Genomic DNA, 26,202 nt, shown 5'->3' with positions numbered 1-26,202 from the left:
GATGACTACACATCATTGGAATCCGTAGATTCTTCTACCTCTGCCAGTCCACGCTCATCGAGCACGTAACGTCTGCCTGTTTCTTTGTAACGCTCCGAATCATCTGAAGAGAAACGTTTGATCAGAAAACGCGCTGGCTCCTCTCCCTCTACAGCTACAGGCGGCTGGAATTCCAGGTCTTCACCATCTCGAACATGGATGACAACGATGCGATCGTGGTATTCAATGGACAGATCTTCCCGTACTTCTTTTTTATTGGCGTCGAGCGTAAAGCTCTGACCGGATTTGTGTATCGTCACTTCAGGAAAGCTTTTGTCATCTTGTGCAATGATGTAGTACAAGTAGTCAGCATGTTGGTCCGGAGCATTGCGCAATCCTGGTTGTGATTCCTCATCTCCCTGTAACAATCGCGTTACTTGATCAATGACTTCTGGTATGGTCGGCAGCTTGGCGTGTTCGCCTTTCACGTAGTATCGTTTTTTCATATCCTTCTGGGCGTAATTGGCACTCATATACGGGACAGTACCATCCCCAACGCCAGGATCGTGAATCGGCGACCATTCGTTATAAAAAGAATCATAAAAGTAACCTAGCAGTGTTACTTGGCCTGTACCCACGATGGAATACTGTGGAACATTGATCGTTTTGTTATCCCACTTTTCATGCATCTTGCCGCCATGTCTGACGAGCGGCGCATAGTCGAGGCGAATATTTTTGTCCTTTAAAAATTCGTCGTAGGTGTAGTACTGAATGTTACTCTTTTTCAGGAAACCAACCGTTTCAAAGTATTTTTTGGAGGGTAACAGCTCGTAAACGGCAGGTGCATAAGAAGAAATCACTTTCCCTGTTTCCTCATCCAGCCAAGGGATCGAAAAATTATATCCGTGCTTAAGAGCCTGATATGCCCGTGGAGAGCCAAGGAAGGGTGTTCCCATATAAACGACACGATTCACTTTGCGCTGGTACGACACATTGGATAGAAGTGTCTCTTTTACCAAGAGCCCACCCATGCTATGTGCCACCAAATGCACCTGATTTGCCCCACTTGCCTTCAGTGCGGCATCGATTTCTTCTTTTAGAAGTTTGGCATTTTTGGTGCTGCTGTATCGCCAATCGTACGGCAGTGCAAATAAGGTGCGGTGCTTTTTGTACCCCGCCTTCTCCAGTTCCTTTACCATGCTGTAATACTGTTCGGTAAGTTCTTTTAAAAATGGCGCATAGGAAAGATATTCGATAGCGTAAAAATCATCTTTTTCCGGGTGGATCGTCGCATCACGGACGACTGGCTGTACATCTACACTATTTGGCTTGATCGGCTCCAGAGAGAGTAGCCTGCGGTGTTTGGGATCATTAATACCAATGAGACTATCGCCAAGTGCTAACCATATTTCCGATCTCTTTCCATTCTGCTCCACTTCGAGTCGCGATCCACCTACTCCTGGGATTAAGATAACCGGAATCGTTCTGTCTCCTATATAAAGACTGTACGAGTTAGCGGTAAATCCCGAGCGCTTGCTGGCCATGACCTTGACTTTGTAGGTTCCAGGATAGGCGTTGAAGATAATATGTTCATCCGAATTCTTCGCTTTCTCTGATCTGGCGACTACTTTTCCAGTCTCGTCGAGCAGAAATACGTCCATATCCATTCCAGCAGGGATATCCTTGAGGGAGACCTCCACAGTAGAGGAAAGCTTAAAGGATAAGCTGTAAAAATCCACATCCGTCTTTGAATGAAGATTTCCTACGATCTTTCGGTTATACGCATCCAGCTCGTAGGCCTCTTCCATTGCGTCGTTCGGCTCGTATCCGTCTGCCTTGCCCCCTCCTTGATCCGCGAAAAAATCAGCTCGCAAACGGTAGTAGTAATCTTTCGAAAAAGAACCCTGCTTTCCAACGACCTTGATGTAGTACCATTTGTCTTTTTCCAGTGCCAGTCCCTCAATTAACTCAGGCTCATTTCCCTGCTGCTCTGAACGGGCCAGCTCCCGCTCCTCCTCATCATACACATACAAATCGTAGTCTTCGCTTGCCCGAATATCTGTGAGGGATATATTCATCTGTCCATTTGTTGTTCCTCTGATTTTCCAAAAATCCACATCATCATTGCTGCTAATCTTTCCATGGCTGTCCTTTCCGTCAAATAGCCAGTCCGATTTGCTGCCCAACGTATCATTCGGTTCTACTTCAAAGCGAGCTTCTCTATTGCGCAGTTCCGCTTCTCCTGGCTTATTCTCTCCTGAAAAATGCGCATAAAATTCCTCTGCCAGCCGCGAAAGCTCTTCATCGGTGGTATCCTGCACCTGTTCTTGTTCTTCCTCTTCTGCTGGAGCTGCGTTTGTGTCTTCGATCTCTAGTTCGATCAACTCTAGTGGTTCTTCCTGATCGGCAGCCATTTCATCCCAAGGCGTCTTTTTGATTTTTATTTTGTCTTCTGTCAGCTCTATATGTTCAGGCAACGATAGCTCCCAGCTACGTAACAGCTCGTCTGAATCATTTATGAACATCGTTATCTGGATAGGGCTATCATCCATAGGCATTACAGCGAGAGAAATCTGAGACTCCTCGTGAAAAGAGCGAGTTTTGCTGTCGCTGTCCTGATTGACAGAAAGCTCGACTTTATCCGGAGCACCCGATAATTGTGCCTGAAAACGCACCTCTCCCTCGTCGATCCATGCCCACGCTTCCTCTACGAATATCTCCTGTTCTTTTGCCCAGCCCTGTTCCACTGTATTTCCCAAGCATAAAGCGAATAGGAGAAGTACACATAGCAACCGCCGCGTGATTATTCCCACAAAAATCCCCCTCATCCTTTTTCTAGCTTTACAGTAGAAAAAGACAGAGAGGGGGTGCAAATATTTTTATTGAGTCGTATGGTTGTGGATTCCTTGTCGTTCCCATGCATTTGCAATGATACGGAAGGGGAGTTGGTAATCTTTTAGCTCGTGCCCTTGCCCGGAGGCTTTATTTTGATAGGGGAAGCCTTTGTTCACGTCAAAACGAAAGGAAACGGAGTAATAGACTGCGTAGCTCGCATCCTTTTGGAAGCCATGCTGTTTATCCCCCATCAAAGGCGTATCTACTCCCACTTCACGAGTTCCTAGCTTGGAAGCGGAATAGGAGGGTCCTCTCCAGATCTGGGGAGTCGCTTGTTGCAAGGCTAACAACGACTGTAACGGCGTTTGGCGCAAGCCAGTTTCTGAAATCCACGCCCGTGCAGATGTCACGACAGGAAACTGGTTGCTCACAGGATGGCGGTGTCGATCCTGCAGCTCCACTTGTGTCAAGATGCGCTCCCCTGCGTAGTAATCGTTTGGCTGGCTGTTTGGATACCGGTCTCTGGCATGATACCCTTCCCATTCGGCTGTATGGCGAATCGAGCCTATTGCATTCGGCTCAAATACTTCAAAGGAGCGCTCTCCCCCTTTGACCGTAATGGTATAGCGTCCTGCCATTGTTTTGGATATGTTCTGTGGTTCACACACCGCTTCATCTTCGTCGTTCGTTGCGCAGCTCTCGTAGGACAGTTCAAAATCGACCTGATAATCCATCACGATAACAAAGCCGTTGATTTCTGCTTTGTACTTTTGGGATTGGAGTACTTGGCGCCAAGTCGTCTGCGTGGGGACAGTGGTTCCTGTGTACACGACCTCTGCGCCTGTAGATGCACTGCTTACCTGCCATTGCATCGGCGCTCCGGGGCCTGTCAGCTTCAGATCAAGCTGGGGTGGTGTATAGACTGCCATGCTCTTGGCATCCGAAATCCACCCTGGATTCGCAGTGACGGATACGTTTTTGATATTGTCTCCGCTGACTGAGCTCTCCAATTGTGCTTTGAATTCCGTTATCTTCTGATTGAGCTCCTGCTCTGTTTTTTGGAAGCCTTCGTTTATTTTCGTCTGATCAATGACCACGCGAATCGTAGCAGGCTCACGTTCCCACACGCCATCTGCATGTAGCGGCAGTTTTTGTAGCTGTCGACGATCACTGTCAAAAATCTCTAAGCTAATTTCACCGCCATCAAAATCGCCTCCACCACCAGGCGGCTCGGGAACTTCCCCACCAATTATTTTCACTGGCCAAGCCGCACGATTGTCCGTCCAGATCGTCTCATTTTCCGGCATGGATTTCGCAGGGTTAATATGGGCGATGAAATCCTCGGATTTTTGCGGATACTTCGTCGGAACCGTAATCTTACGCACCTCACCCGGCTTGAATTCCTTCACATCCAAGCTGGTTTCCTTTTCTGAGCTAGCCCACCGAACAGCCAATTTCGTATCATGCGTTAATTTCCCGGCATTCTTCACGTTGAATGTAATTGTCGCATCAGTTCCTGCGGCTTGAGGGCTCTTCGGATCAATTTGAAAGCTCGATTTCAAGATAAGCAAATTCTCTCCATCCGGCTTTTGAGCGCCTTTGCCGATTTGCACAAAATAATGTCCGTCACAGCCATCACTCTGGGGTGAATAAAATTGCACCTTGTACAGACCTTCTAGAAGAAGATCGTTCCCATCTTCCGGAAAATATACCCAATGTCCATTTGTGGAGGTGTTTGATCCATCCAGTTCTTTTCCATTCCGCTTTCTTTCCCAGTTTCCTGTGGCCGGATCGAACCACCTCATCGAAAAGTGACTATCCTCGGACAAAAACATGTGAAAACGATACCCGTCTGGAATTTCATCTGCTGCTATTTCAATTGTTTCTCCACGTTTAATTTCTTTGCTCCACTTTTGGTTTTTCAGATCAATTTCTACAGACACCAAAATATCCCGGCATTTTTGGTCAGATTCAATGGTGAATCGTACCTCACCCGTGCAGCCCGTCTCGGACTCGAACAGCAGTACAACTTCATCACCAACATCCACAGTGACTGGCAACATGAGCCTGAATTGCTCGTCCGCTGCAAGCTTGTCGGTTAACGCCGTTTTTCCTTCGGGGGTCTTTAAATACCAAGTACCAGATACCTTTGAGGAAAACGATAGATTGGTATCGTACTGGTCTCCGACATCAGTAAAGTATTTGAAATATACCGGGTCTGTCAGTGTATATCCTGAACTGGCTGATCCATTCATCAGTTCGCCTTCCGGGGAAAATGGTAGCGGCGGCTCGCTATGTACCAGGAATTTAACCTTTTTTTGGTCCGCTATGGTGCAGGAGGCATCTTTTACTACGATCGTGATTTCCCAATTGCAGTCAGGCCGATCCTTCCACTGTGTCCCATCGAAGTTAAGCTTCAGTTTGTACGTTTTTCCTCGCTCAAACTGAACATCATACGGGTCATGAATATTCCCGTACGGTAGTTTTAAGGTGGGGGAATGATAGGATCGCCATCTGCCATTGTCACTTTCCTCGACTGGTAAGGTATAGATTTTTCCGTTAGGCAGTGTTACGTCCCACTTGAGCGATGCTTCCTCGCTATCTCCGTATTTGGTTGTGTATTTGGCACGGAATGTCAGCGTGTCAAACGGCATAATCTCAATCGTTTCACCGTCTCTGACTGAAGACGCCGCCAGCGTAACGATGGGGCATGAATCTTCACCATCTGGCGACTCCACTCTAAAATATTTCTCCCAGCACTCTGTTCCATCATCACTGATGTAGACGACTTTTACCCGTCCAGAGCTACCGATGCTTCCGGTCCCGACTTTCCTGTTGCCATTCGCACCAGGCTTCATGTCATAACCATTCATCGTGAATTTACCTGGTTTATTGGCATAGAGGGTGATATCGGCATTTTTTTCGACAGCGATATCAGAACCACCGCTTGCAACAGCATTGTGGTCTTTTATATCCTTGTCGCCAACGACTTGAATGTTCAGTTTGGTTTTTGTTGATCCGATCGAACAGGCTGGACCTGGGTCAGGCTTTTCGGGATCAGGCTTTTCCGGTGGGGTTACATCACCCACTGTGAATTGAGCTGTGTAAGGTGTCGAAACGCTTATGCTGCTTGATCCTTGGCGACTTCTTTGATGCAGGTCAGTGATTGTTAGCGATACTTCATACACGCCTGGCTCAGTAGGCTTATATTCGGTATTTTTATAGGTCCACTTGTAGCCTGGGGGACTGCTTGTCTCGTTTACCTTGGGAACGGCGGTACTGGGGTCGTTGAATGATCGATTAGACAAGAGGCTTTTGTATCCACGCCCTGTCGTCTTGTTGATCACGTTTAAAGACCATACAAAAATGCCGCGGTCATAGTAAGAAAAGTCCGTGGCATTTGCATGAATCTCAACTGTTTCGTTGAGGTTGTATTTGGTTTTGTTGGTGGTTATGTTGCCAGTTGGCTGCGGGGTGGTTCGGAAGTGGCCTACTGAGATGTATCCGCCTTTGCCGTCTGGGACGAGGTTGTCTCCTTTGGTGTAGCCGGCGCCGCCTGAGGCGGAGGCTAGTTCTGCGAGGTTGTAGGCTTGGTATTCATTAGGAACGGTCAAATTGATAACTGTCTTACTATAAACATTACCAGTTCCACCTAGAATATAATTTGGATTTCCTCCAAACCGATTGATCCAGTATGCAGCTTCACTGTTATCTACAAAGTACCATCCCCTATCTGCTCTCGCATTTGTATCAGCAAAACCTAATACTTTAGTCCCATCAATAACTCTATCCACTTCTATTTGAGAAACTGTTGCACCTAGATATCCTACTATATCAGTAATCTGAATAGTGTCGTATTGCCCTTTTGGGGCAAGTTCTTTATTTGAATCAACAGTCGCAACAGCAATACCGTGAAGGTTAGGAGCAGCCTCAGTAAAATTAGGCTGAATAGTAATTAATCCACACAGGAGAAAAAAAGAAAGCACAGAAAAAAACAATTTCCTGTACTTCATAAAATCTATACGCATTATTTAACACCTCTTGGTGTATGGAATTTTTGACTTATGCTTGTTCGCTCCAATTCGGGAAATTTTGAGTACCTAAAAGAACCGGCATCAGTCGAGTCGTGTTTATTTGTCACAAAAAAAACCATACTACTTACACTATTTATTGGGACATTAAAGGATTGGTTGTTTATGAAGCCTTCTCTTTCATTTTGCTTAGTAACAAATGTTGCTGTAATCATAAAATCACTATCACCCTTAGGCACCTTCCCACTAATCTTCCCATTCACGACCTTCAAGCTCTTATGAAACTCATCCGCAAACTTCGCCCCTTGCTCAAGCTGCCACTTATCCTTCCACAAATAACGCAAAATCTCCGCCGCTTCCCCTCGCGTCACAGGCAAATCCTCACGAAATTTAGGCTGACCACTAGGTGCTGGCTTCATCCATCCCCACGTGATAAGCGCCCCGGTATTGGTTAAATTCGGATTCTTTTCACCCCGAATCGGCTTCCATGCAGCATACACCAGCGCTGCCGTATCTTCCTTCGTCAACAGTCTGTTCGGCTCTACCTTCACCCCCGCCAAAATCCCAGCTTTCTGCGCCTTCTCATAGCTCATCTTCGCCCAGTGCCCATCTAGGAGCTGCGGTACGGGAGCTACCTCCTTCAATCCGCGAATGGCTACTAAACTGGCAATAAACTGCCCCTGCGTGATTTGACTATTCGGATAAAAGTTCCCCTTGTTATCCAGCCACAAATATTTCTTCTGTACACCGAAATCAATGGCTGCCTTTGCTTTATGTGAAGCGTAATCCTTCGCTGACGCTTTCGCTTGTACGGTAGGACTGTCAGCAACTCCAGTAAACCCTGCCACTGCAAGGACAGATGCTAGTAGGTATGATATTATTGCATGTTTGTTCATGGAATGACCCCCTCTTTACCGGATATTTTACCTATATTATCCATTTTTAGAAAGAGTCTGATTTAGGTTCCTTTGCAAAAAGCTTCGCAACGTATTCTCGGGTACAGCTCCTTCCAGCTTGTCGACCACCTTACCTTGTTCGACGACAAAAACAGTGGGGGTTGCCTCTGCACCAAGGCGCGACGCTTCATCCAGCTCTTTCTGCTTATGGATGTCCAGTCGTTGGATCATTTCCGGAGGATACTCCTTTACGACTCTCTCAAATGTCGGCCCAAACTCCGTACAATACACGCAGCTATCACTATAGACGTACACCACTCTTACCTCATGTGCACTGGCTGTACCCCACGCGCTTATACCGACGGCAAGCATAACCACACCGAGCGCGATCCACAGCCACCATTGCTTGCTTCTACTCATGTCCATCTCCCTTTCGGTAAGCAAAATGTTTCATACCTATGCACTTGTCAAAGAACGATGTCCGTATTATGCAGCTCCGAACTGAGACAAAAAAAGCCAGCCCCATTGGACTGGCTGACATGTATAAAAAAAAGACGTACCACAACTCTTGCAAGTTCGTACGCCGTGCTTGTCCTCGTATGATGTTCCCTATTGCATAAATGCAGTGCCGCCGTCTTCCTTCATCAGCGCACGCAGTTCTTCAATAAACGCCTGCCCTTTTTGAATCTCTTCCTCGGTGTAGCGCTGCTTGCTTTTAAACGTAAAGATTTTGCCCTTCATTTCCTCATAAGGCAGGTGGTTGAAATACAGAATCGTAGAAACCAGCTCGAGAAAACGGGAATTCTCCTCGTTCATACGCAAAATGGCACGTTCTCCACTACCGAAGTCAACCTCATGAAACTTGAGAAAATCATGACCAGTTTCGTTCAAAGAATAACGATACATATGAATGGCACCTTTACTCTCCATTTGCTCATCCAGAAGCCCCATGTTGCACAGCTCATCTACTCTAAGCGTCAGCTCTTCCGAATATGGACCGTACATGTGAAACTCGTAGCGCTCATCGAAATCCATCTCCAGATGTTTTCCTATGTACACCATCTTTTGCAATTTTTTTCGCCCGCTCACTTCGCCGACTATCTCAATCAGGCGTATGATCTTGGCGTGACGATTAAGCATCCTCCATCACTCCCAGACGTTCTCGAATCTTACGGGAGAGATCCCCCGGCAAAGCCATGACTTTATCCAATGGAAAATACAGCTTGTAATCAAAGCGCCGCTTTCCGCTAATGGCCTGTACAATTTCTGACTTCTGTGACAGCTCGACCAGTTCACCTGAAGGCATTTGGAGCATAATCGGAATGCGCTCCTCTTCTTCTCCGGCACGGTAAAAATCATACGGAAGATCGGAGGTCGTGTCTACCTCCAAATAATACATCGGATCAATTCCGGCAGATTGAAATAGTTCTTTCAGCTCAGACAGCAAGCGGAAATCCCTCGGATTATATTCGACGTATTTAAAGAGATTCCTGTCCAAAAATCGGGCGCACAAATCTTTCAACACAGGGTCTTGCTCTCTGCGCCAGAGCTGCATATAGAAAAGAATAATGGATTCATCGAGCGCCAAATAATCAGCGAGCTCTACCTTTTCCTGCAAGAAAGGAAGCAGCATCACAGGCTCCTGCATGAACGGATAACCTTGGGAGAACAAGAGCTTCGCCCGTTGGAAAATTTTGCACAGGATTACTTCTGCACTTCGTGTCACAGGATGGAAATAGACCTGCCAGTACATTTGATAGCGAGACATGATGTAATCTTCGACAGCATGCATCCCGCTGAATTTAAAGACAATGCCATCCTCCTGCGGCCGCATGACACGCAAGATTCGCTCAATCTCGAAATTGCCGTAATTGACGCCCGTATAGTAGGCATCACGCAGCAAGTAATCCATCCGATCGGCATCGAGCTGGCTGGAGATAAGGCTTACGATCAGTTTATTGTCATATGTCTTATTAATCACTTCTGCCAATTTCTTCGGGAAGCTATCATCAAACCGACGAAGAATTCGGTTGATTTGCGTATCTCCAAGCAAAATGGCGCGCGTCCAATCCTCGTGATGATACTTGAACACCTTTTCAAACGAATGGGAAAACGGACCGTGGCCCACATCGTGGAGCAAAGCCGCACATAGACACAGCAGCTTTTCCTCATACGTCAACTGAATACGGCCTTCGAACGTCTCCAAAATTCTGCGCATCAGTTCATATACACCAAGCGAGTGGTTAAAACGACTATGCTCTCCACCATGAAAGGTAAAAAAACTGGTGCCCAGTTGCCTGACTCGGCGCAAACGCTGGAATTCTGCCGAGTTGATCAAATCCCAAATGAATTTGTCACGCACGTGGACGTAGCGGTGGACAGGGTCTTTGAATACCTTTTCTTCATGAAGAAGCTGGGGCTGTTGCATCCTGGACACTCCCTTCCTGTACTGCTTTCTATCTATTACTGACAGTGAATTTTGATTCTATCATATCATACGACAGCATAGAGAGAAAAAAGTAACAGCGACGAACCTCCCAAAAGGTCGTCGCTGCTCTCAAACTACAACATTTCTGCCTCAGGCCCATACAAATCCGGGCGCTTCGCGGCTTTTTTCGCCAGCTTTTTGATCTTGTGCTGCGTCAGAACCATATAGAAGGACGGAACAACGATCAAGGTCAAAAGTGTCGAGAACGCCAAGCCGGAAATAATGGTGACCGCAAGCGGTTTGAACAAAACGTCACCCGAAATAGCTAGCGGCATCATACCTGCAATCGCTGTAAGCGAGGTCAAAAGAATAGGCCGCAGTCGTGCCTCACACGCAGAAATAACTGCCTGCTTCAGCTCCATGCCTGTATGGCGTGCCTCCTCGATGAACTCGATCAAAACGATCCCGTTACGCACCACGATACCCGCCAACGCAATAATCCCCATCATTGTCATAAAGCCAAGGGGTGTCTGAGTCACGAACAATCCAATCAAGCTCCCCGATACAGCGAGGTAAATCGTACTGGTCACCAGTACAGGAATCGTCAAGGAATAGAATTGCATCGCGATCAAAATCAGGATCAGGAAAACCACAAGGATCGAGAGTTTGCCCATGTCGATAAAAATATCCGTCTGCTCGGAAGTCTCGCCGCCAATCTCATAGCGGTATCCTTCAGACAAGGACATGCTATCGAGCATCGGCTTGATCTCTTCCATTACTTCTGTCGCCGTTCTACCTTTCAGATCACTGGTAATTGTCACGCTCCGCGACAAATCGCGATGCGGGATCGTCTGTGTACTGAAAGTCGGTTTTACTTCCGCGAGCTGTGACAACGGAATCAGCTCTCCACGCGCATTGGCGATGCTGAGTCGCTGGAACAGCAAGGCAGGATCTTCCTCGCCTTTTTGCAAGAACAGCTTCATATCTATTAGGTCTGAGCCCGTATCAAACTCGCTGACGGTAATGCCTTCGCTCACCAGACGCAATGTCGTGGACAAGTCCGTGTAGTTGACGAGCTTTTGCTCCATCAGCTCTTTATTGATGACAAATTCCAAGGTGTAGCGTTCTACCCCGAAATCGTCTTGCACATTGTACGTTCCCTCTAATCCGGCAACCTTTTCTTTTGCTTGTGCAGAAAGAGAGCGCAGCGTCTCAATATCCTCTCCATAAAAACGAATCACGACTGGTTTTCCAACCGGAGGACCTGCCTCCAGCTGCTTCGGCAAGATACTCGCTTCCGGATACAGCTTTTTGAATTCCTCCGTCCACGGCTCCAGCATGTTCTCGAGATGGGTCTCTTTTTCATTATAACGAACCACTAGCTGTCCGACGGTAATGCCGCTTCCGACAGCTGTATCTCCACCGAACATTTTCGGTGCACTGCCTCCCGCGTACGCAGATACTGTCTCGATGCCAGGCTGTTTCAACACCCAGTCTGCCGTCCCACGCACCACTCGGTCCGTTTCCTCCAGACTGTGGCCCACGGGGAGACGGATATCAATGAGAAATTGCGGGCGATCATCGTTCGGAAACAATTCCACTGGAGTGAGCGGTATTAATCCATATGCCGCCGTTCCAATCAATACGCCAATCATTCCTGCCAAAAGCGGTCGCTTCAAAATCTTCGGCATGAGCTTACTCGCATACCACTTGGTCAGCTGCAACAATTGTTTCCCCAACAGTCCAGCCGGCTTGCGATACCCTTCTACGCCAGCCTTTCTTCGTTGTTCATACCATTGGCGAAAGATCGGAATGATCGTCAGCGACATGACCATCGACGCCAGCATCGTCATCGAAATAATCACCGGAACCGGACGAATGAACTGCCCTACGTTGCCGCTCAAAAACATTAAAGGAGCAAATGACGCGATCGTAGCCAGCGTAGCGGTCGTGATCGAAATCGATACTTCCTTGGCACCATTAACCGCCGCAGCCATCGGTTTTTCGCCCAGGACAGACAGTCTCCGCTCGATATTGTCATTGACCACCACGGCGTCATCGACCAAGATCCCGAGCACAATAATCAAGGAAACGATCGAGATCATGTTGAGTGAAATACCCAGAGACGGCAGGAACATAAGCCCCACAGCCAAGGAAATCGGAATCGCCATCGCTACTACTAACGATGTGATCAGATTCAATCCGAGTGCACACACCACCAAAACAGCGACGATGGCAATCATCATTTCCCGGGTCAGGTCGCTAAAAAGCTCATCCACGCGTTCATTTTGACTGTAAATCGAGTGTCTCTCGGCCCCCGCCGGAAGTGTTTTATCCAGAGTTACCATCATCTCGTCTACGCGCTTCTGCAAGGACGGCACATCACTTCCCGTCTCTGCGTTGACGCTGATCGTGATCGAAGGCTTCCCATTGAAATACGAAGTCGTTTTCACCGTCTCCGTCGTCATTTTGACCGATCCGATGTCCTTCAGATAGATCGGGAAGCCCTCATTTGAACGGGAGATAATGACTTTGTTCAGTTCTTCGACATCTGTATTTTCCGCCAGCTTGAGCTGGTAGGTCCGTTTTTCTGTGGTCAGGTCGCCAAGCGGGATTTTTTCATTTTCCTTTTTGACAGCCATCATCACCTGACTCCACGTGATCCCATACTGGCTCAGCTTTTGCGTATCCACCTCGATGTGGACTTCCTGCTCCGGTAAACCTTCCACCAGTACATCCGCTACGTTCGGAATTGTCCGCAGCTGTTCTTTCCACGATTTCAACATGGTACGCATGCTGTACAATTCCTCACGCGTGTCAACAGTGACCGCAAACGATTGGACAAACGTACGGTTCAAATCATCATTGATGATCGGTTGTTTCGCATCGGCTGGCAGATCAGCCTCTGCGTCCTTTACCTTCTTCCGCAATTCATCCCATTTTTGCTTCGGGTCTACATCACTCTTTGCTTCCACCATGATAAAAGAGACTCCGAGGGAAGACGAGGATGATATATAGTTAAGTCCCTGCAATTCATTGATTTTCTCTTCCAGCTTTTTCGTAACAGCCTGCTCGACCTTTTCCGGCGAAGCTCCCGGGTACACCGTCGTGATCGTCGCCATGTTCACGATAATATCCGGCATCTCTTGCTTGGGCAGTTGAAAAAAGCTCAGGGAGCCTACAAGTACGATCATGCTGAAAAACAGGAGCGTGATTTTGCGCTTTTGTACGATGTACTTAATCACGGTTGTGTACCTCCTGCCGCCTCGATTGGATCACCGTCAAACAAACGGTCCACCCCTTTGACGATCAGTTGGTCTCCTTCTTTTAGTCCGTTTTTGATCTCGAGCTTGTCACTTACAATCTGCCCGATGGCTACGCTTGTTTTGACAGCCTTGCCGCCTGCATTGACGAAGACATGCGCGTCATCTTTTCCTCTGCTGATGACTGCTTCTACTGGTACGTAGACACCTTCCTGTCCCGTTACCGTTTTGGTCGCTTTCACCACCTGACCAGCAAACCAGTCACGAGCTGGGTTGGCGATTTGGACCTCTACGCCAATCGTTCCGGTATTTTGGTTCGTGGCAGGAAATATTTTTGTCACTTTGCCATCCCGTTTTTGTCCATACAGGTCAAGGGAGATCGTCTCGCCTGTTTTCCATGCCGAAATCTCACGGTCAGGAACGGGCAATACGACTTTTAATGTGTCGATGTTGCCGACTTGATAGACGGGGGTACCTGAACCGACCAAATTGCCCGCAGACGAGAGCTTGGCGATGATCGTCCCGTTAATCGGCGAACGAAGCTGCGTTTTGGCAAGTGTATTGGCTGCCACTTCCTTGGCGATAATCGTCTGATTGTATACAGCCTGCGTCAACTGTTTGTCTTCCGCACGAGCCCCTTGCGTAACCAGTGAATAAGACTGCTGTGCGTTTTGCAAATCCTTTTGCGCAATCGTCAGTCCATTTTGTGCACTTTCATACTCGCTTTTGGAAATGGCGTTTTGCTGGTAGAGCTTTTCAATCCGGTTGAAATCATCCTGCATTTTTTGTAGTCCCACTGTTGCCTTCTCCACAAGCAAACGCGCCTGCGTCACTTCTTGCTCTCTCGCGCCATTGTTTACCTTGCTAAGATTTGCTGCACTCTGCTGCACGGCAGCGTTGGACGAAGCAACCTGGAGCGAATAATCTGTGGCGTTCACACGGGCGAGCACATCTCCCGCTTTGACCGTGTCTCCTTCTTTTCGGTTCATCTCTACGATACGACCGCCTACTTCAAAAGAGACGAATGCTTCCTCCAAAGGTGCCAGCGTACCAGACAACTCCGTGACGCTAACAGCCTGCTCCTTCTTCACTTGTGCAACGACGACATGCTTCACTTCCTTCTGGGGTGCCGAAGCAGGTTGTTGCTCGCTGCAAGCCGTCGTTGCCAAAAGTCCGATCATCATTACAGATACAAGCCATCTTCTCTTCATGACTTCCTCCGCCCCTATGTAGCTATGCTGTTTATTTGAGTCCCTTGATGCCTTGTAGCAAGATTTCAGAAGCATTTTCAAAAAGCTCTTCTTCTACCATATCGAGATCGAGATTGACCCGATACTTCGCCATGAAGGCATAGAAGAAAGTGGAGACGAACATAAGAGCTGCCGTGAACGGATCTGCCTTTGGCAAATGCCCTTGCTCCTGAAACGCTAGGAGCTTGTTGGACAATACCTCGACTGCGGTCATCGGCAGGCTGCTGAACATCTGTACGACTTCCGGGTGGTTATCCGCTTCGATCATGCAGATCATGAAAATTTCCTTGCGCTCGACCAATAAGCCGTAATACGTACGTGCGTAGCTGACCAGCATTTCCTTGAGGTCAGAAAACTCGCCTTGCAACCCTTGCTCCAGCTGCTCTCGGACATCCATGATTTCTTTCAGGAGCTCTTTCAAGATGCCTACCTTGTTCTTGAAGTGACGAAATACCGTCACCTCATTAACCCCTGCAATTTCAGAAATCTTGCGTGTAGTCGCTCCCTTGTATCCCTTTTGTGCCATTAGCTGACGTGCGGCCGATAAAATTCGCTTACGGGTTTCCTGTTCCTCTTCGCCTCTCCCCCCCAGCTTCTGTTCTATATCTGGGTGATCCATAACGCACCTCCGTGCCAAGCAAGCAATTACTTGCATTTTCATATTTTTCCAAGCCCATTATATATAGAAACTGCATGCATGTAAATACTTGCATGCAGTTTCGAATGTGAATTTTCCTTGTCAGCCTTACCGTTGTGTCAGTGTCTTTATCTGTGAGCTTTGGTCTTGCTTGCATTCTGTACTGTATTCGACCAAGTCAATTTCGCAGTCGGGACCAATCTCGATCTTGTTGCCGCGAACGACCTTGGCCTTTGTGTTTTCCAGATAGATTTCGTCTCCTTCAATCGTCTCTACAGACAAGGTATTGTTGAGAAAATGCTTCAACAACTTGCCCAAAGTGCTATTGCCTGTTCGGCGCACCTCGATGTACTCTCCGCCTATTTCTTTTGCCTCACAGCTGCCATGCAGAAGTACCTCGATTCGCCCTGCATTCAGCAGCCCTCCGATACTAAACGCACCGTTTGCCCGGAACACTTCGGCTTCACAATCCCCTGCGGTTTTCAATGATCCGTGAACCTTAACATCCTCTCCTGCCATATTGCCCTGTACTTTGACATTGCCACCGACTTTTAGACTCGTAAAATTCAAATCGTCCCCAACATCAAGCTGTCCGTATACAGATAACGTATCCATTTTCACTTTGCCTTTAATCGACGCGTTGCCTTCTACTCTTGCCGAAGAGCCAGTAAGATCTCCCGTGATACTGACATGTCCCGCACAATGAAGCGACTCGCACTCTACGTCGCCATTAATCTTGCCGTAACCCTGCACATCTACTTTGTTGTATACGCCACCCGTAGCATTCACTGCCCCATGAAAGATCAAATCTAGCTTGTTCTTATTCTCGTTCTGCATGGTATGGTCTCCCCCTACAAATATTTTCCTTTTAATTCCTCGATGCAATTGGCTAGATCGAGCCGCTTCACTACCTTTACACCGCTATCAAAATACATTTCGGTAGAGCCAGACACCAACATGAACGTGGAAATCCCCATCTTGCGCATAAAGATCAGCTCGCAAGGCTTCCCTTCGAATTTGGGATAGTGGCTAGCCATTACCTGCAGCAATCCGCCGCCTTCATCTACACTTAAGTCTCCTGCCGCCAAAAGCTTTTCCAACACATAGGCGTATAGTGCCTGCTGGAAGGTAACGGTCCGTAAGCTCCCGAGAAAAACGTTAAACACTTCTAGAGAAGTAGTCGAAACAATGTTTCGTGCCAATAATTCATCTGCGGTCAACGACGTTCCACTCATACTTGGTGAAAATATGTCCGCCAATTCATCCAGCGACAGGTCGTCTTTCATGTTCAGGATCTTGTCGATTCGAGCCAAAATCTGTTCACGTGGGAAAAAGGTTTCTTGCCCTGTAAAAGTTGCTCGGCGAATGAACCACTCCTCTGGAATCAAGTTTTTTCGTTTCCAACGGTACAATTGTCCGTACGAAATGCCTGTTAGCTCCAGCAGGTCCTTCTTCGAGATAAGATTTGTGTCCATGTGAAGCACCTCCAAAAACAATGTAACATAACACTGTTACGTTATTCAACTGCGCACTGTTTGATACTCTGATTATTGTCACAAAATCCGATCAGCTGGATCAAATAAGTGATTTGAATGCAGAAAGGAAGAATGACACATGAAAAAACAAACACTAGCAGTAACAAGTATGATTGCCTTGCTGTTGTCCGTAGCATCTCCTTTTACAAACACACAAGCACCAGCATACGCAGCTGGTCAGGCGCCAGCCGTAAAGCCAGAAATGAAGACCCTCGCACAACTAGACAAAAATGTCGTAGAAGCGGCCAAACAAGCAATGCAAAAACAGTCTGGCGGCGTGCCGATCGAACTGGACGAGATTAAGGGAGAAACGGCAGATTGCTGGGTGATTGCGGCCAAAAACAACAGAGGTGAGGTGCTCGTTACCAAGCAGGAGGGAAAGGTTGTATCTGTAAACGTAAAATTAAAACTTAGCGAAGTGGCAACTGATTTGCAAAATACTGTTACGAGCACGTTAAAAGAAATGGATAATCAGCATGCCTTTACGATTGATTGGGTAGAACGGATCAACTGGGAAAAACAAAACATTTGGCTGTTCAAAGGGCAACATGCATCGGTCAGCATTGACGCTGCCACCGGGAAGGTCAATTCTGCGAAATTGCATTATACAAACGAGCAAATAACCCCCGAAGTGATCGATACAGCGCAAAAGGCGCTGAAGTCTCTTTCCAACGGTAAAGCATCGGCGCTGCTCCCTGAGGTAACACTGGTGAAAGAATCGAAAGAACGCTTGGATCAAGTATGGGATTTCATGGATACCGAAGGGAAATACAGTATCGTCATAGGGGCGAAAACAGGGAAAGTGGTGGCAGCGACCCTGATCAGCGAGTTCATAAATGAGAACTATACAGCGGACGAAGATATTCCCAAGGTGTTCGCCAAACCATTCTTTACAAAAGAAAAGGCGATTGCTGCTGCCAACCCGATAATGAAAAAGGTCTTCAACCTTGATCTAACCGGATACAATGTTTCGTGCAAATATAACGTTTACACGTTTACGAAAAAGGGGAAACCGACTATTACGGCATCGATCAACAAAAAAGGAATCTTCTATGATTTCGCCGTTACGCCGGAAAATGGCTTGATTAACTAGGGAAACTGGACGCTGGCCGGACACAATCTCCCTTTACCAAATACACAAATGAAACCACCTATTAAAGGTGGTTTCAGCTTGTTGCCCGTTCTTATGTAAACTCCGCTTGCATCAAGCGTTTCATATCAGATGGTACCGGTGCCTCGACTACAATCTCTTTTTCGAGAAGCGGATGCAAAAAGGACAGCTTCGAAGCATGCAGAGCCTGTCGGCGTAACAAACCTCTTGCTCCCCCGTACATCGTATCGCCAGCAAGCGAGTGTCCAATGTGGGCGAAGTGAACGCGAATCTGATGGGTACGACCCGTTTCCAGCCAGACCCGCGCGAGCGTCATTCCCTCAGAGGTCTGTTGTACCTCGTAATGCGTGATGGCAGGATCGCCACTCTCCACGACACGGCGCTTCGTAGGATGACGCGCATCCCGGCCGATTGGCGCATTAATCGTTCCAGCTTTCTCTGTCAGCACGCCACTGACAACCGCAAGATACTCGCGATGAATACCTCCTTCGCGCAACAGCCTGTCAGCCAATTGATGACCATAGCTGCTTTTGGCTACGAGAATCGCTCCTGATGTATCTTTATCTAGCCGATGCACAGGATGTACGCTCGTCTGCTCACCCCGTGCCGCCAGTACGGCAGCGAGTGCATGTACCAATGTGTCAGTCTCCTGTTTAATTGGATGCACCATCATGCCTGCTGGTTTGTTTGCAATCAAGAGATGATCGTCCTCGTACAAAATGTCGATGGACGGCATTGGTGTGATTGGTCCCTCGGGCTTCGTATCATGCTGGGCCTGCCTAGGCGCTTGCTCTTGTCTCTCGATGACACGAACAGCGATTGTATCTCCTGCTTTTACTTGTCTTTGGAGGAAGGGCTGCTTGCGATTGAGCAAAATCCCTTTGCTTCTCGTCAGCCGCTGCATCATACGCCCCGACACGTTGAGCTTTTGCCGGACGATTTGTTCCACGTTCATTCCCGTGTCTTGTTCACTGACGATGTATTCGATCCAATCTTTGCGGCTCACGTCTAATCCCTCTGTTCCATGCTTTTTTCTTATTGTAGCAAAAGGATGCCAGAGATGCTCGTCTGTCCAGCCCGACTACCGGTACAGCCATATATCAACTAGCATCTGATCAAATCCGGGTACCTCTTCCTTTTGTCCCATTTCAAGGAGCTGTGTGATGCAGCCTTCACAACCGCGATATTCCAAATCGATTCGACCCGATGTAAAAAAGGCATGTAAGCAGCTTTTTTGATTAAGCAGTTTCACAAAAATTCCCCCTCGAGTTATTTTTTATACTTTTTATTATATTAAGTATACATCAGGAATTCGCACTTTACAAACATTTTTGTATAAAAAGTAAACAATACAAATGGTTGAATTCAGACGATGGTGGTCGGGGGAAGCCCTGCCACATGTCTTCCAGTCGCCTGTATCCTCTCTTCGTTCGGGCGGTCTCCTTCCAGACATGTGACAGTGCTTGTGTACAGCTTGTATCTACTCCGTGCTTTTAGAGCGGTTTGTTTGTTATTCAAAGAAGTTTTTATGACAAAAAACAGTACTTTCGAGAAGTAGGCAAAAGCTCCGTAGGAAGAAGCGCATTTCCAGTCCAAGCGCCTCTGGAGCCCATCTTAGCTCCGGAATAAATCTCCCGCCATTTATTCCGGAGCGGGCAGTCAATCCCCCTTGCGGGGCGTAGGCCGAAGCGTAGACTGGAAATGCGCTTCTTCCCTCCCCGAAAGCTACGTTAAAAAACGAAAAAAGCCACCACGCTAAGCATGATGGCTCTGTTGTACCAACTTACCCTTTTAAGTTTTCCGGATTGAGTCCTTGCAGCTCTGGCAAAACAAACAAACCGTCTTTGCGAATCAGCACATCATCAAACCAGATTTCGCCGCCGCCGTACTCTGGACGCTGGATGTTTACCATATCCCAGTGAATTTGGCTGCGGTTACCGTTATCTGCGGTGTCGTATGCACGTCCTGGAGTGAAGTGGAAGCTGCCTGCAATTTTTTCATCGAACAAGATATCATTCATTGGATGCAGGATGTATGGATGCACGCCGATTGCGAATTCCCCGATGTAACGTGCTCCTTCGTCTGTATCGAAAATTTGGTTAAGTCGATCTGTGTTGTTAGAAGTCGCCTCAACGATTTTTCCGTCTACAAACTTCAGACACACATTTTCGAATTTCGTGCCCATGTAGCTTGTTGCGGTGTTGTACGTAATGGTTCCATTCACAGAGTCACGTACAGGAGCTGTAAAAATCTCGCCGTCTGGAATGTTGCGAAGCCCGGAGCAGATGACGCTAGGGATATCCTTGATCGAGAATTGAAGATCCGTTCCCGGTCCGACCAGACGCACTTTGTCCGTGCGATTCATCAATTGCTGCAAAGGCAAAAAGGCTTCGTGCATCTTTTTATAGTCAACGGAACATACGTCAAAATAAAAATCTTCAAAAGCAACGGTAGACATGTTGGCATTTTGCGCCAAAGCGGTGGTCGGGTAGTTGAGCAGTGTCCAGCGTACATTGTTGGTCAGGTAATCATGCAATTCTTGCATCACACTCTGATGCGCACGACGACGCTCTACCGGAACATCGGCCATCTCGCTGTCATTGGATGGACCATTGATGACGATATAGGTATCCAAATCTTTGTACATTGGCTCTTCCCATTTCGCCAAATGAGTCGCACGCTCTGCACTTGCACCGAGCATCAGCTCACGTTGGATAGACGGGTCAATAATCCGTACAAACGGATAGGCTCCCAAGTCGTACGCCTGCTTAACCAATTCTTTCGCCAAAGCGTGACCCTCGCCACGAACTTCAATCAACAAGCTTTCCTTTTCTTTCAGGCGTACAGAATGGCTCAGCAAATTTGTAGCCAACTTAACGATGCGTGCATCCCGCATGCGATATCCCCCACATTCCTAGCATGATTTGGTTGTTGTAAAAAATATTTTACCGAATGAAAGCACCTTTTTCAATTATCGATGTTCTTGGTACTATTCGAAAGAAACTAAAAAATTATCTTGCATAAATTCAACTCTTTCGAGTATTCTAATCAACAAGAGTTTACCTATGTAAAAAATTTGAAAGACGGGAGTGCTGAGTTCATGGTGTTTTCTGTAGTTATCTTCGCTTAGGTGGGGCCTCTCTTAAGGGGCACTGCCTCTTACAACCCTATCCAAAGCTAGAAGCTGCAGGATGCCTGAACCGCTTCCGTCTTTTTCCCGATATGAATTGCGGGCCATGTTCTCGGGTGAACAGTCGGTTTACTGTACCTAAAACCATAGGTAGGTAACCGTCTCTCTTTTGTACTCCGTTGAACTGGTTATTTCCCGCCACCCTTGTATCGTTTGATAAAGCGCAAGCGGAAGAGCAGTGTCTCTACCCCGTTTGCGCTTTTTTACGTGGAATTTTTCCAAGAAGAGAATCGAGGTCAAGGCTCCTGCCGAAATGAATGGAGGAATTCGTGTCATGATTTGGCGTTCGTGGGATCTTAATTTGAAGGTACGTCTCTTTGGTGAATTGATTACGCACACCTTCTTTTGGATGTACTTTCCGTTTATGGCGATTTATTTTAGTGATACGTTTGGGAAGGATGTAGCGGGTCTTCTGTTGATGGTGCCGCCGCTACTCGGGATGCTGTCCAATCTGTTTGGCGGATATTTGGCTGACCGGGTAGGGCGCAGGTTTACCATGCTGCTCTCGCTCTGTACTTCGACGGTGATGTTCGCGCTGTTTGCGTTCTCTCCGTCTCCTTGGATCGACTACATTGCCTTCATCGGGATCGGGATCGCTGGGGCTCTCTACTGGCCTGCCAGCTCCGCTATGGTGGCTGATTTGACCACAGAAGAGGATCGAAGAATTGTCTTTGCCACCTTTTACACAGCGATGAACATCGGGGTGGTTGCAGGTCCTGTATTGGGCTCTGTCTTTTTTGTTCATTATCGCCCGCAGCTGTTGATGTTCTGTACCATCGTTGAGTTGCTTTTTGCGATCACTGTCTTTTTCCTGATCAAAGAAACGCTGCCTGAACACGTCCGTCAGGAGAAGGCAAAGGAGCGTTTTTCCCTGACTCAGCAATTCAAGAGTTACGCCATTATTTTCCGAGACAAAGCATTTGCCCTGTACATTGGCGCAGGGATTTTGATCGCCATTGGATTCATGCAGTTGGATATTTACATGGCGTTGTATGTCAAAGAGCATGTTATGCAGCAACCATTATTCTCGTGGGGCAGTTGGACTTATTCTGTCGGGGGAACCAGCGCATTTGGCTGGCTCATGGCCTTAAATGGTTTTTTGGTTGTTCTGTTTACACTACCGGTCACACGTTGGTTTGAAAACTGGAGCGATCGCAACAGCCTCGTCATCTCCTCCATCTTATTTGGTCTTGGTCTGTTCTTGATGGCCTTTACGACGAATATTTGGCTCCTGTTCGGCTGTATGGCGATTTTGACATTCGGCGAGCTGATGCGCACGCCAGTGGCCCAGAGCTTCATCAGTAAATACTCGCCGGAGGATGCACGCGGTCAGTACATGGGAGCTTCTTCACTCCAGTTCTCGATTGGTCGCTTCATCGCTCCCCTGACGATCGGTCTATCCCAATGGCTCGCTCCTGTTGGTGTATTCGGTGTCATCCTGGGCTTAACCTTAGTCAGTGCTTATCTGTATATCATCTTGTTCCGGATGATTGGTGCCAAAGAAGTTAGCAAAAGTAGCTAAAGTAGAGCAAGTCCGTTCTACCAAATCCCCTCCTCTCATATAAATGGGTCATAGATAGCTTGACCAGGAGGGGATCGTCATGAACCAGCCGAATGCCTTTGCTACCTTTAAAGAAAACCGAGGAGTCGTCTATCGAACTTCTACTTATCTTCAATGGGGACCGAATTCAGAGGGCCATCGTTCTCTTGGGAGCTGTCTCTTACTGAACCCTGGTAGTGCCAAGCTTTTTCGTGAAAGACCTGCATCCGGCCATAGTACCATGGGTCAAACCACACTCGATCCCACCATGCGGCAATTGATCCGGCTGGTGGAAGCGATCTACGGAAAACGGGCATTGGCAGGCAGATTTCATATTTACAACCTGTTTTCCGTACAAAATGCTGCTGCCGTGAGTGCCATTTCCCATTTCGAGCAACTCATTCATGAAAAAGAGACGACGCTCGAGGCTCAGCTCGTATCTACGCAGGAACTGCAAAAGCATCCGTGGCTCCTGCTCGGTTGGGGGCTTTCCCACCACCATTCGTGGCAGCATTTTCCTTCGCTCAAGAAACTGTGGAAACAACGGATCGCAGCAGCAGGAGTACCGACTTTTGGCAAGCCATGTCCCAAGAGAATCGATTACTACCATCCTAGTCCCCCTCTACATGCGGCGAAAGAAATGATCCTGGAGGAACTGGTGGAGATCTATCGGAAAACGATTGGGCAAAAGCCTGCCCATCCGCTTTAAAAAAAAAGAGTCTGTCTCCCCACAAAGCGGGAAACAGACTCTTTTCCATTCACTACGGCATCTCGCTGCCCTCGAAAAATTCCGTTCTGTCAAAACGACCGCGCATCCATTTGTACGTGTCATCATAGATGGCGCGCTTGACAGGGTCCGTGCTCTTGACAGACTCTAGCAATGTCTTGGAGCCGAAGTAGTAAGCGTGCACGTTGTTTTTATCCATCCCCAGCTTGTGGGTGGCAACTAACTGATTGTAGTAGGTCTGATAGAACTTCGGATCGTTGTACATCTTCCAGTCGCCTTCGATCTCGATGTCCATGTCGTACTTGTTGACGACCTCCAGTACCCCTTGAATACGGTCAATTCCCACCGGCTTGTCACTGTAATAGCTCGGCTGCAGGAACGCCTTATCGAAATAAAGAGATTTCCACTCGGACACTCCCGGTGAACCGAAATACGGAATCCAATAGTAGCGCAACGCCTCGTCATGCACCATGCTACCCATGTCGCGAATCAATTGGCGTTCTTTCGGTGCACTATCCTCCACCAGCTCATGGAACCAATAGATTCCTTCCAGCTTCAGATAGGCGTATCCTTCCTTGTTCCAGCGCTTCATGAGCTCCTGGAAGTACCATTCCAACGCAGCTTTGCGGTTCAGATACGCTTGCTCTTCCCCAATTCCCGCAGGGCTAAAGGAGAGGGATGGTTTCTTTTCATCCAGCTGGCCAAAATTGGTCTGATTGGCATTCGGATACGGCAGCGCCAGCACGACATTTTCCTGCGTCGGTGTTGTATACAGTGTTCCGCGCAGGCGGTTGTACTCCCGCATAGCCTGGTTGAGAGCGTCGAGCTGCTTGTTCGAGCCGAACAAATCATTCATATACTTTGTCCAGCTTTCCTTCGTAGCAGGAATGGTCTGATACGGCAGGAACAGAATCGTGTCAAACATCTGGTCACGCATATAACCATCTACAGTGCGGTAGCCAACCATCGGGAGGAAATCCTCTTTGGTCCAAGTCCCGAGTTCGCCATGCTCCCCAGTATAAGCAAGCAGCATATTTTCCACACGACGCCCTGCTTGTTTGGCTTCTTCCAGCTTCGCCGGGTTTGGTGGCGGCAGCAAGACAGCGCCATTATCCCACTCGCTATCCGATTTTGCCCATACCTCCAGCTGACGAGCGAACGTAAATACTTTCACCGGGAAGGATACCCGGACATAGCGGGTGTTGACGTCAGGCAAGGTCACGCTCAACTTGCGTGTAACGAGCTTGTCCTCTTTGGCGGAAACATCGTGAACGGCTCTTCCCGCATACGACCACACTTTCCCGTCGCGAGACACCTCGACTTCCATGTATTCTGGCATCGTGATGCCCGATGTCTTTTGCTGCTTAAACGTCAGCGCAACTCTCTCCAATGGCTTCGCCTCGTCGAGCTCAACGGTTACCTTGCGCCCAAACTGACGGTGGTATCCCGTCCAGTCTTCGGTAGGCGTAACAAGTCCGCCTACTGGACCCGGATACTGCTTCTCCAGCTCTTGGAAATACGAGTCTGGCGTTCCAAAAGTAGTAACAGATGTATAACTGCCTGGTGCGATATTGACCAGTTCGTCCCTCTCTGCTGGCTCCTCCGCCTCTTCTTCTGGATCAGCAGGCTTCGTTGCATCCGTTTCGGTTGCTCCTTTGTCTGCTTCTGGCTTTTCTCCCTCTACTACCGTCTTGCTTTCATCGACTTTCGTTGCCGAGTCATTGGAGGAAGTCACCGGTGCAGTCTTTGGCGTGTCCTCTGCCTTTTCGACAGCTGGCTTACCAGCGTCCTTGATCTCAACCGGAATCGTCGTCGTTTTGTAGCCGACTGTCACCGTGAGATTTCCTTTTCCTGCTGTAGGACCAGCAATAAAGGTTCCGTCTGCCGAAATGGTTCCCAGCTCGGGACGATCAAATGCGAAAATGGGTGTAAAGGGCAGCTCATCTCCGCCAATGCTGCTTACCTTCAAGCGTTGGCTCGTGCCAGCAGCCAAACTCAGCCGCTCTACATCTACCTTGTATTTCACCTGTTCTGCTTGCTGGTAGCGTGCATCCAAGACACGCTCAGCGATCACAGCAGCCTCCGCACGTGTGACAGTTCCTGCCGGATTAAACTTGCCGCCTGCACCTTGCATCCAGCGCTGATTCGTCACTTCTTCCACAGCCGTTTTGGCGTAGTCGGCGATTTCTTCTTCATCGCTGTATGCAACAGGAGTCTGGCCTGCCACTTTGGTTACAGAGCCCTCTTTCATCAAGCGAGACAGCATGACAGCCAGCTCTTGTCGTGTAAGCGGGTCTAGAGCACCCATGGTATGCTCACTTCTGCCGTTCATCACACCCAACTCAGAGAGTCCATAAACGTACGGTGCATAAGGACTTTCAAACGGTACATCTTCAAAAGCTGCATCCTCGATTTCTGTTGGTTGAAGACCGATTACTTTTGTCAAAAGCACGGCAATATCCTGTCGAGAAATCGTGTTTTGCGGGTTGAAGCGGTTATCTCCCTGACCACTGATCATATGCAGGGCTGCGAGTCTGTTTACGGCTTTACTGGCGTAGCTGTTGCCCAAATCCGTAAACTCCGTGTGCGCTTCTTCTTTTTTATTGAACTGCTCTTCCAGCTTCTTGGTCTCTTCTGCTGGTTTCTCGCTCTCCACCGCCGGTTTCTCTGGCTCTGTTGCAGCATGAGTCAACGGCGTGCTTTGGACCAGTAATGTAGTCGCTGCCAATAAAGCGGCCAGCATTCTGCTCCCGAATCTTTTCTTGCTCATTGCATTTTCT

At 48.0% G+C, this 26,202-nt stretch carries 18 protein-coding genes; 3 read left to right on the top strand and 15 right to left on the bottom strand.

Features of this window, described 5'->3' with window-relative positions; translation table 11 throughout:
* Window positions 1-5: 5 nt before the first annotated feature.
* From FB479_RS15235 to FB479_RS15185, 11 genes are all read right to left on the bottom strand, one after another.
* Entirely contained in the window at window positions 6-2,792 is a 2,787-nt protein-coding gene (locus tag FB479_RS15235; protein WP_142065869.1) for a lipase/acyltransferase domain-containing protein, read from the bottom strand.
* Between the two features lie 66 nt (window positions 2,793-2,858).
* Window positions 2,859-6,842: an ABC transporter permease gene (locus FB479_RS15230; RefSeq protein WP_142065868.1), complete on the bottom strand. Its 3,984-nt coding sequence runs from the start codon at window positions 6,840-6,842 to the stop codon at window positions 2,859-2,861.
* Complete coding sequence (locus tag FB479_RS15225) at window positions 6,842-7,741, bottom strand: S-layer homology domain-containing protein (RefSeq protein ID WP_142065867.1); 900 nt, start codon at window positions 7,739-7,741, stop codon at window positions 6,842-6,844. The genes FB479_RS15230 and FB479_RS15225 overlap by 1 nt, the downstream gene beginning before the upstream one ends.
* Before the next feature lie 36 nt (window positions 7,742-7,777).
* Window positions 7,778-8,161: a thioredoxin family protein gene (locus tag FB479_RS15220; RefSeq protein ID WP_232030166.1), complete on the bottom strand. Its 384-nt coding sequence runs from the start codon at window positions 8,159-8,161 to the stop codon at window positions 7,778-7,780.
* A gap of 189 nt (window positions 8,162-8,350) precedes the next feature.
* Entirely contained in the window at window positions 8,351-8,881 is a 531-nt protein-coding gene (locus tag FB479_RS15215) for a YwgA family protein (protein ID WP_142065866.1), read from the bottom strand.
* Window positions 8,874-10,169, bottom strand: coding sequence for an HD domain-containing protein (locus FB479_RS15210; RefSeq protein ID WP_015893687.1), 1,296 nt, complete (start codon window positions 10,167-10,169; stop codon window positions 8,874-8,876). The genes FB479_RS15215 and FB479_RS15210 overlap by 8 nt, the downstream gene beginning before the upstream one ends.
* Before the next feature lie 134 nt (window positions 10,170-10,303).
* Window positions 10,304-13,414 (bottom strand): efflux RND transporter permease subunit, encoded by a 3,111-nt coding sequence (locus FB479_RS15205; RefSeq protein ID WP_142065865.1) that lies wholly within the window; start codon window positions 13,412-13,414, stop codon window positions 10,304-10,306.
* Window positions 13,411-14,643: an efflux RND transporter periplasmic adaptor subunit gene (locus FB479_RS15200; RefSeq protein WP_106654823.1), complete on the bottom strand. Its 1,233-nt coding sequence runs from the start codon at window positions 14,641-14,643 to the stop codon at window positions 13,411-13,413. The genes FB479_RS15205 and FB479_RS15200 overlap by 4 nt, the downstream gene beginning before the upstream one ends.
* Window positions 14,644-14,674: 31 nt before the next feature.
* Window positions 14,675-15,301 carry a TetR/AcrR family transcriptional regulator gene (locus FB479_RS15195; RefSeq protein WP_142065864.1) on the bottom strand — a complete coding sequence of 209 codons (627 nt, stop codon included), beginning with the start codon at window positions 15,299-15,301 and terminating at the stop codon, window positions 14,675-14,677.
* A 126-nt stretch (window positions 15,302-15,427) separates the two neighbouring features.
* Window positions 15,428-16,156, bottom strand: coding sequence for a polymer-forming cytoskeletal protein (locus FB479_RS15190; RefSeq protein ID WP_106654825.1), 729 nt, complete (start codon window positions 16,154-16,156; stop codon window positions 15,428-15,430).
* 14 nt (window positions 16,157-16,170) lie between these two features.
* A complete protein-coding gene (locus FB479_RS15185) occupies window positions 16,171-16,794 on the bottom strand; it encodes a YhbD family protein (RefSeq protein WP_142065863.1) in 624 nt (207 codons plus the stop codon).
* A 139-nt stretch (window positions 16,795-16,933) separates the two neighbouring features.
* Between FB479_RS15185 and FB479_RS15180 the strand changes: the two genes are divergently transcribed.
* Window positions 16,934-17,947 carry a hypothetical protein gene (locus FB479_RS15180; protein ID WP_142065862.1) on the top strand — a complete coding sequence of 338 codons (1,014 nt, stop codon included), beginning with the start codon at window positions 16,934-16,936 and terminating at the stop codon, window positions 17,945-17,947.
* A 91-nt stretch (window positions 17,948-18,038) separates the two neighbouring features.
* On the opposite strand, the gene FB479_RS15175 is transcribed toward FB479_RS15180, so the two are convergent.
* The 3 genes from FB479_RS15175 to FB479_RS15170 all read right to left on the bottom strand — a co-directional run bounded on the left by FB479_RS15175 (window position 18,039) and on the right by FB479_RS15170 (window position 20,861).
* A complete protein-coding gene (locus FB479_RS15175) occupies window positions 18,039-18,971 on the bottom strand; it encodes an RluA family pseudouridine synthase (RefSeq protein WP_142065861.1) in 933 nt (310 codons plus the stop codon).
* Window positions 18,972-19,046: 75 nt separating this feature from the next.
* Entirely contained in the window at window positions 19,047-19,217 is a 171-nt protein-coding gene (locus FB479_RS30520; protein WP_157696815.1) for a hypothetical protein, read from the bottom strand.
* Window positions 19,218-19,748: 531 nt separating this feature from the next.
* Window positions 19,749-20,861, bottom strand: a complete 1,113-nt coding sequence (locus tag FB479_RS15170; protein WP_106654830.1) for an aminopeptidase — start codon at window positions 20,859-20,861, stop codon at window positions 19,749-19,751.
* Window positions 20,862-21,429: 568 nt separating this feature from the next.
* Between FB479_RS15170 and FB479_RS15165 the strand changes: the two genes are divergently transcribed.
* Window positions 21,430-22,677: an MDR family MFS transporter gene (locus FB479_RS15165; protein WP_142065860.1), complete on the top strand. Its 1,248-nt coding sequence runs from the start codon at window positions 21,430-21,432 to the stop codon at window positions 22,675-22,677.
* A gap of 79 nt (window positions 22,678-22,756) precedes the next feature.
* Window positions 22,757-23,404, top strand: coding sequence for a hypothetical protein (locus tag FB479_RS15160; RefSeq protein ID WP_142065859.1), 648 nt, complete (start codon window positions 22,757-22,759; stop codon window positions 23,402-23,404).
* Window positions 23,405-23,456: 52 nt separating this feature from the next.
* On the opposite strand, the gene FB479_RS15155 is transcribed toward FB479_RS15160, so the two are convergent.
* Window positions 23,457-26,192: a DUF4855 domain-containing protein gene (locus FB479_RS15155; RefSeq protein WP_142065858.1), complete on the bottom strand. Its 2,736-nt coding sequence runs from the start codon at window positions 26,190-26,192 to the stop codon at window positions 23,457-23,459.
* Between the last annotated feature and the right edge of the window lie 10 nt (window positions 26,193-26,202).

Origin of the sequence: Brevibacillus sp. AG162, assembly GCF_006715575.1 — a bacterium.
Classification (GTDB): Bacteria; Bacillota; Bacilli; order Brevibacillales; family Brevibacillaceae; genus Brevibacillus; species Brevibacillus brevis.
This window is presented reverse-complemented; position numbering and strand designations above follow the sequence as displayed.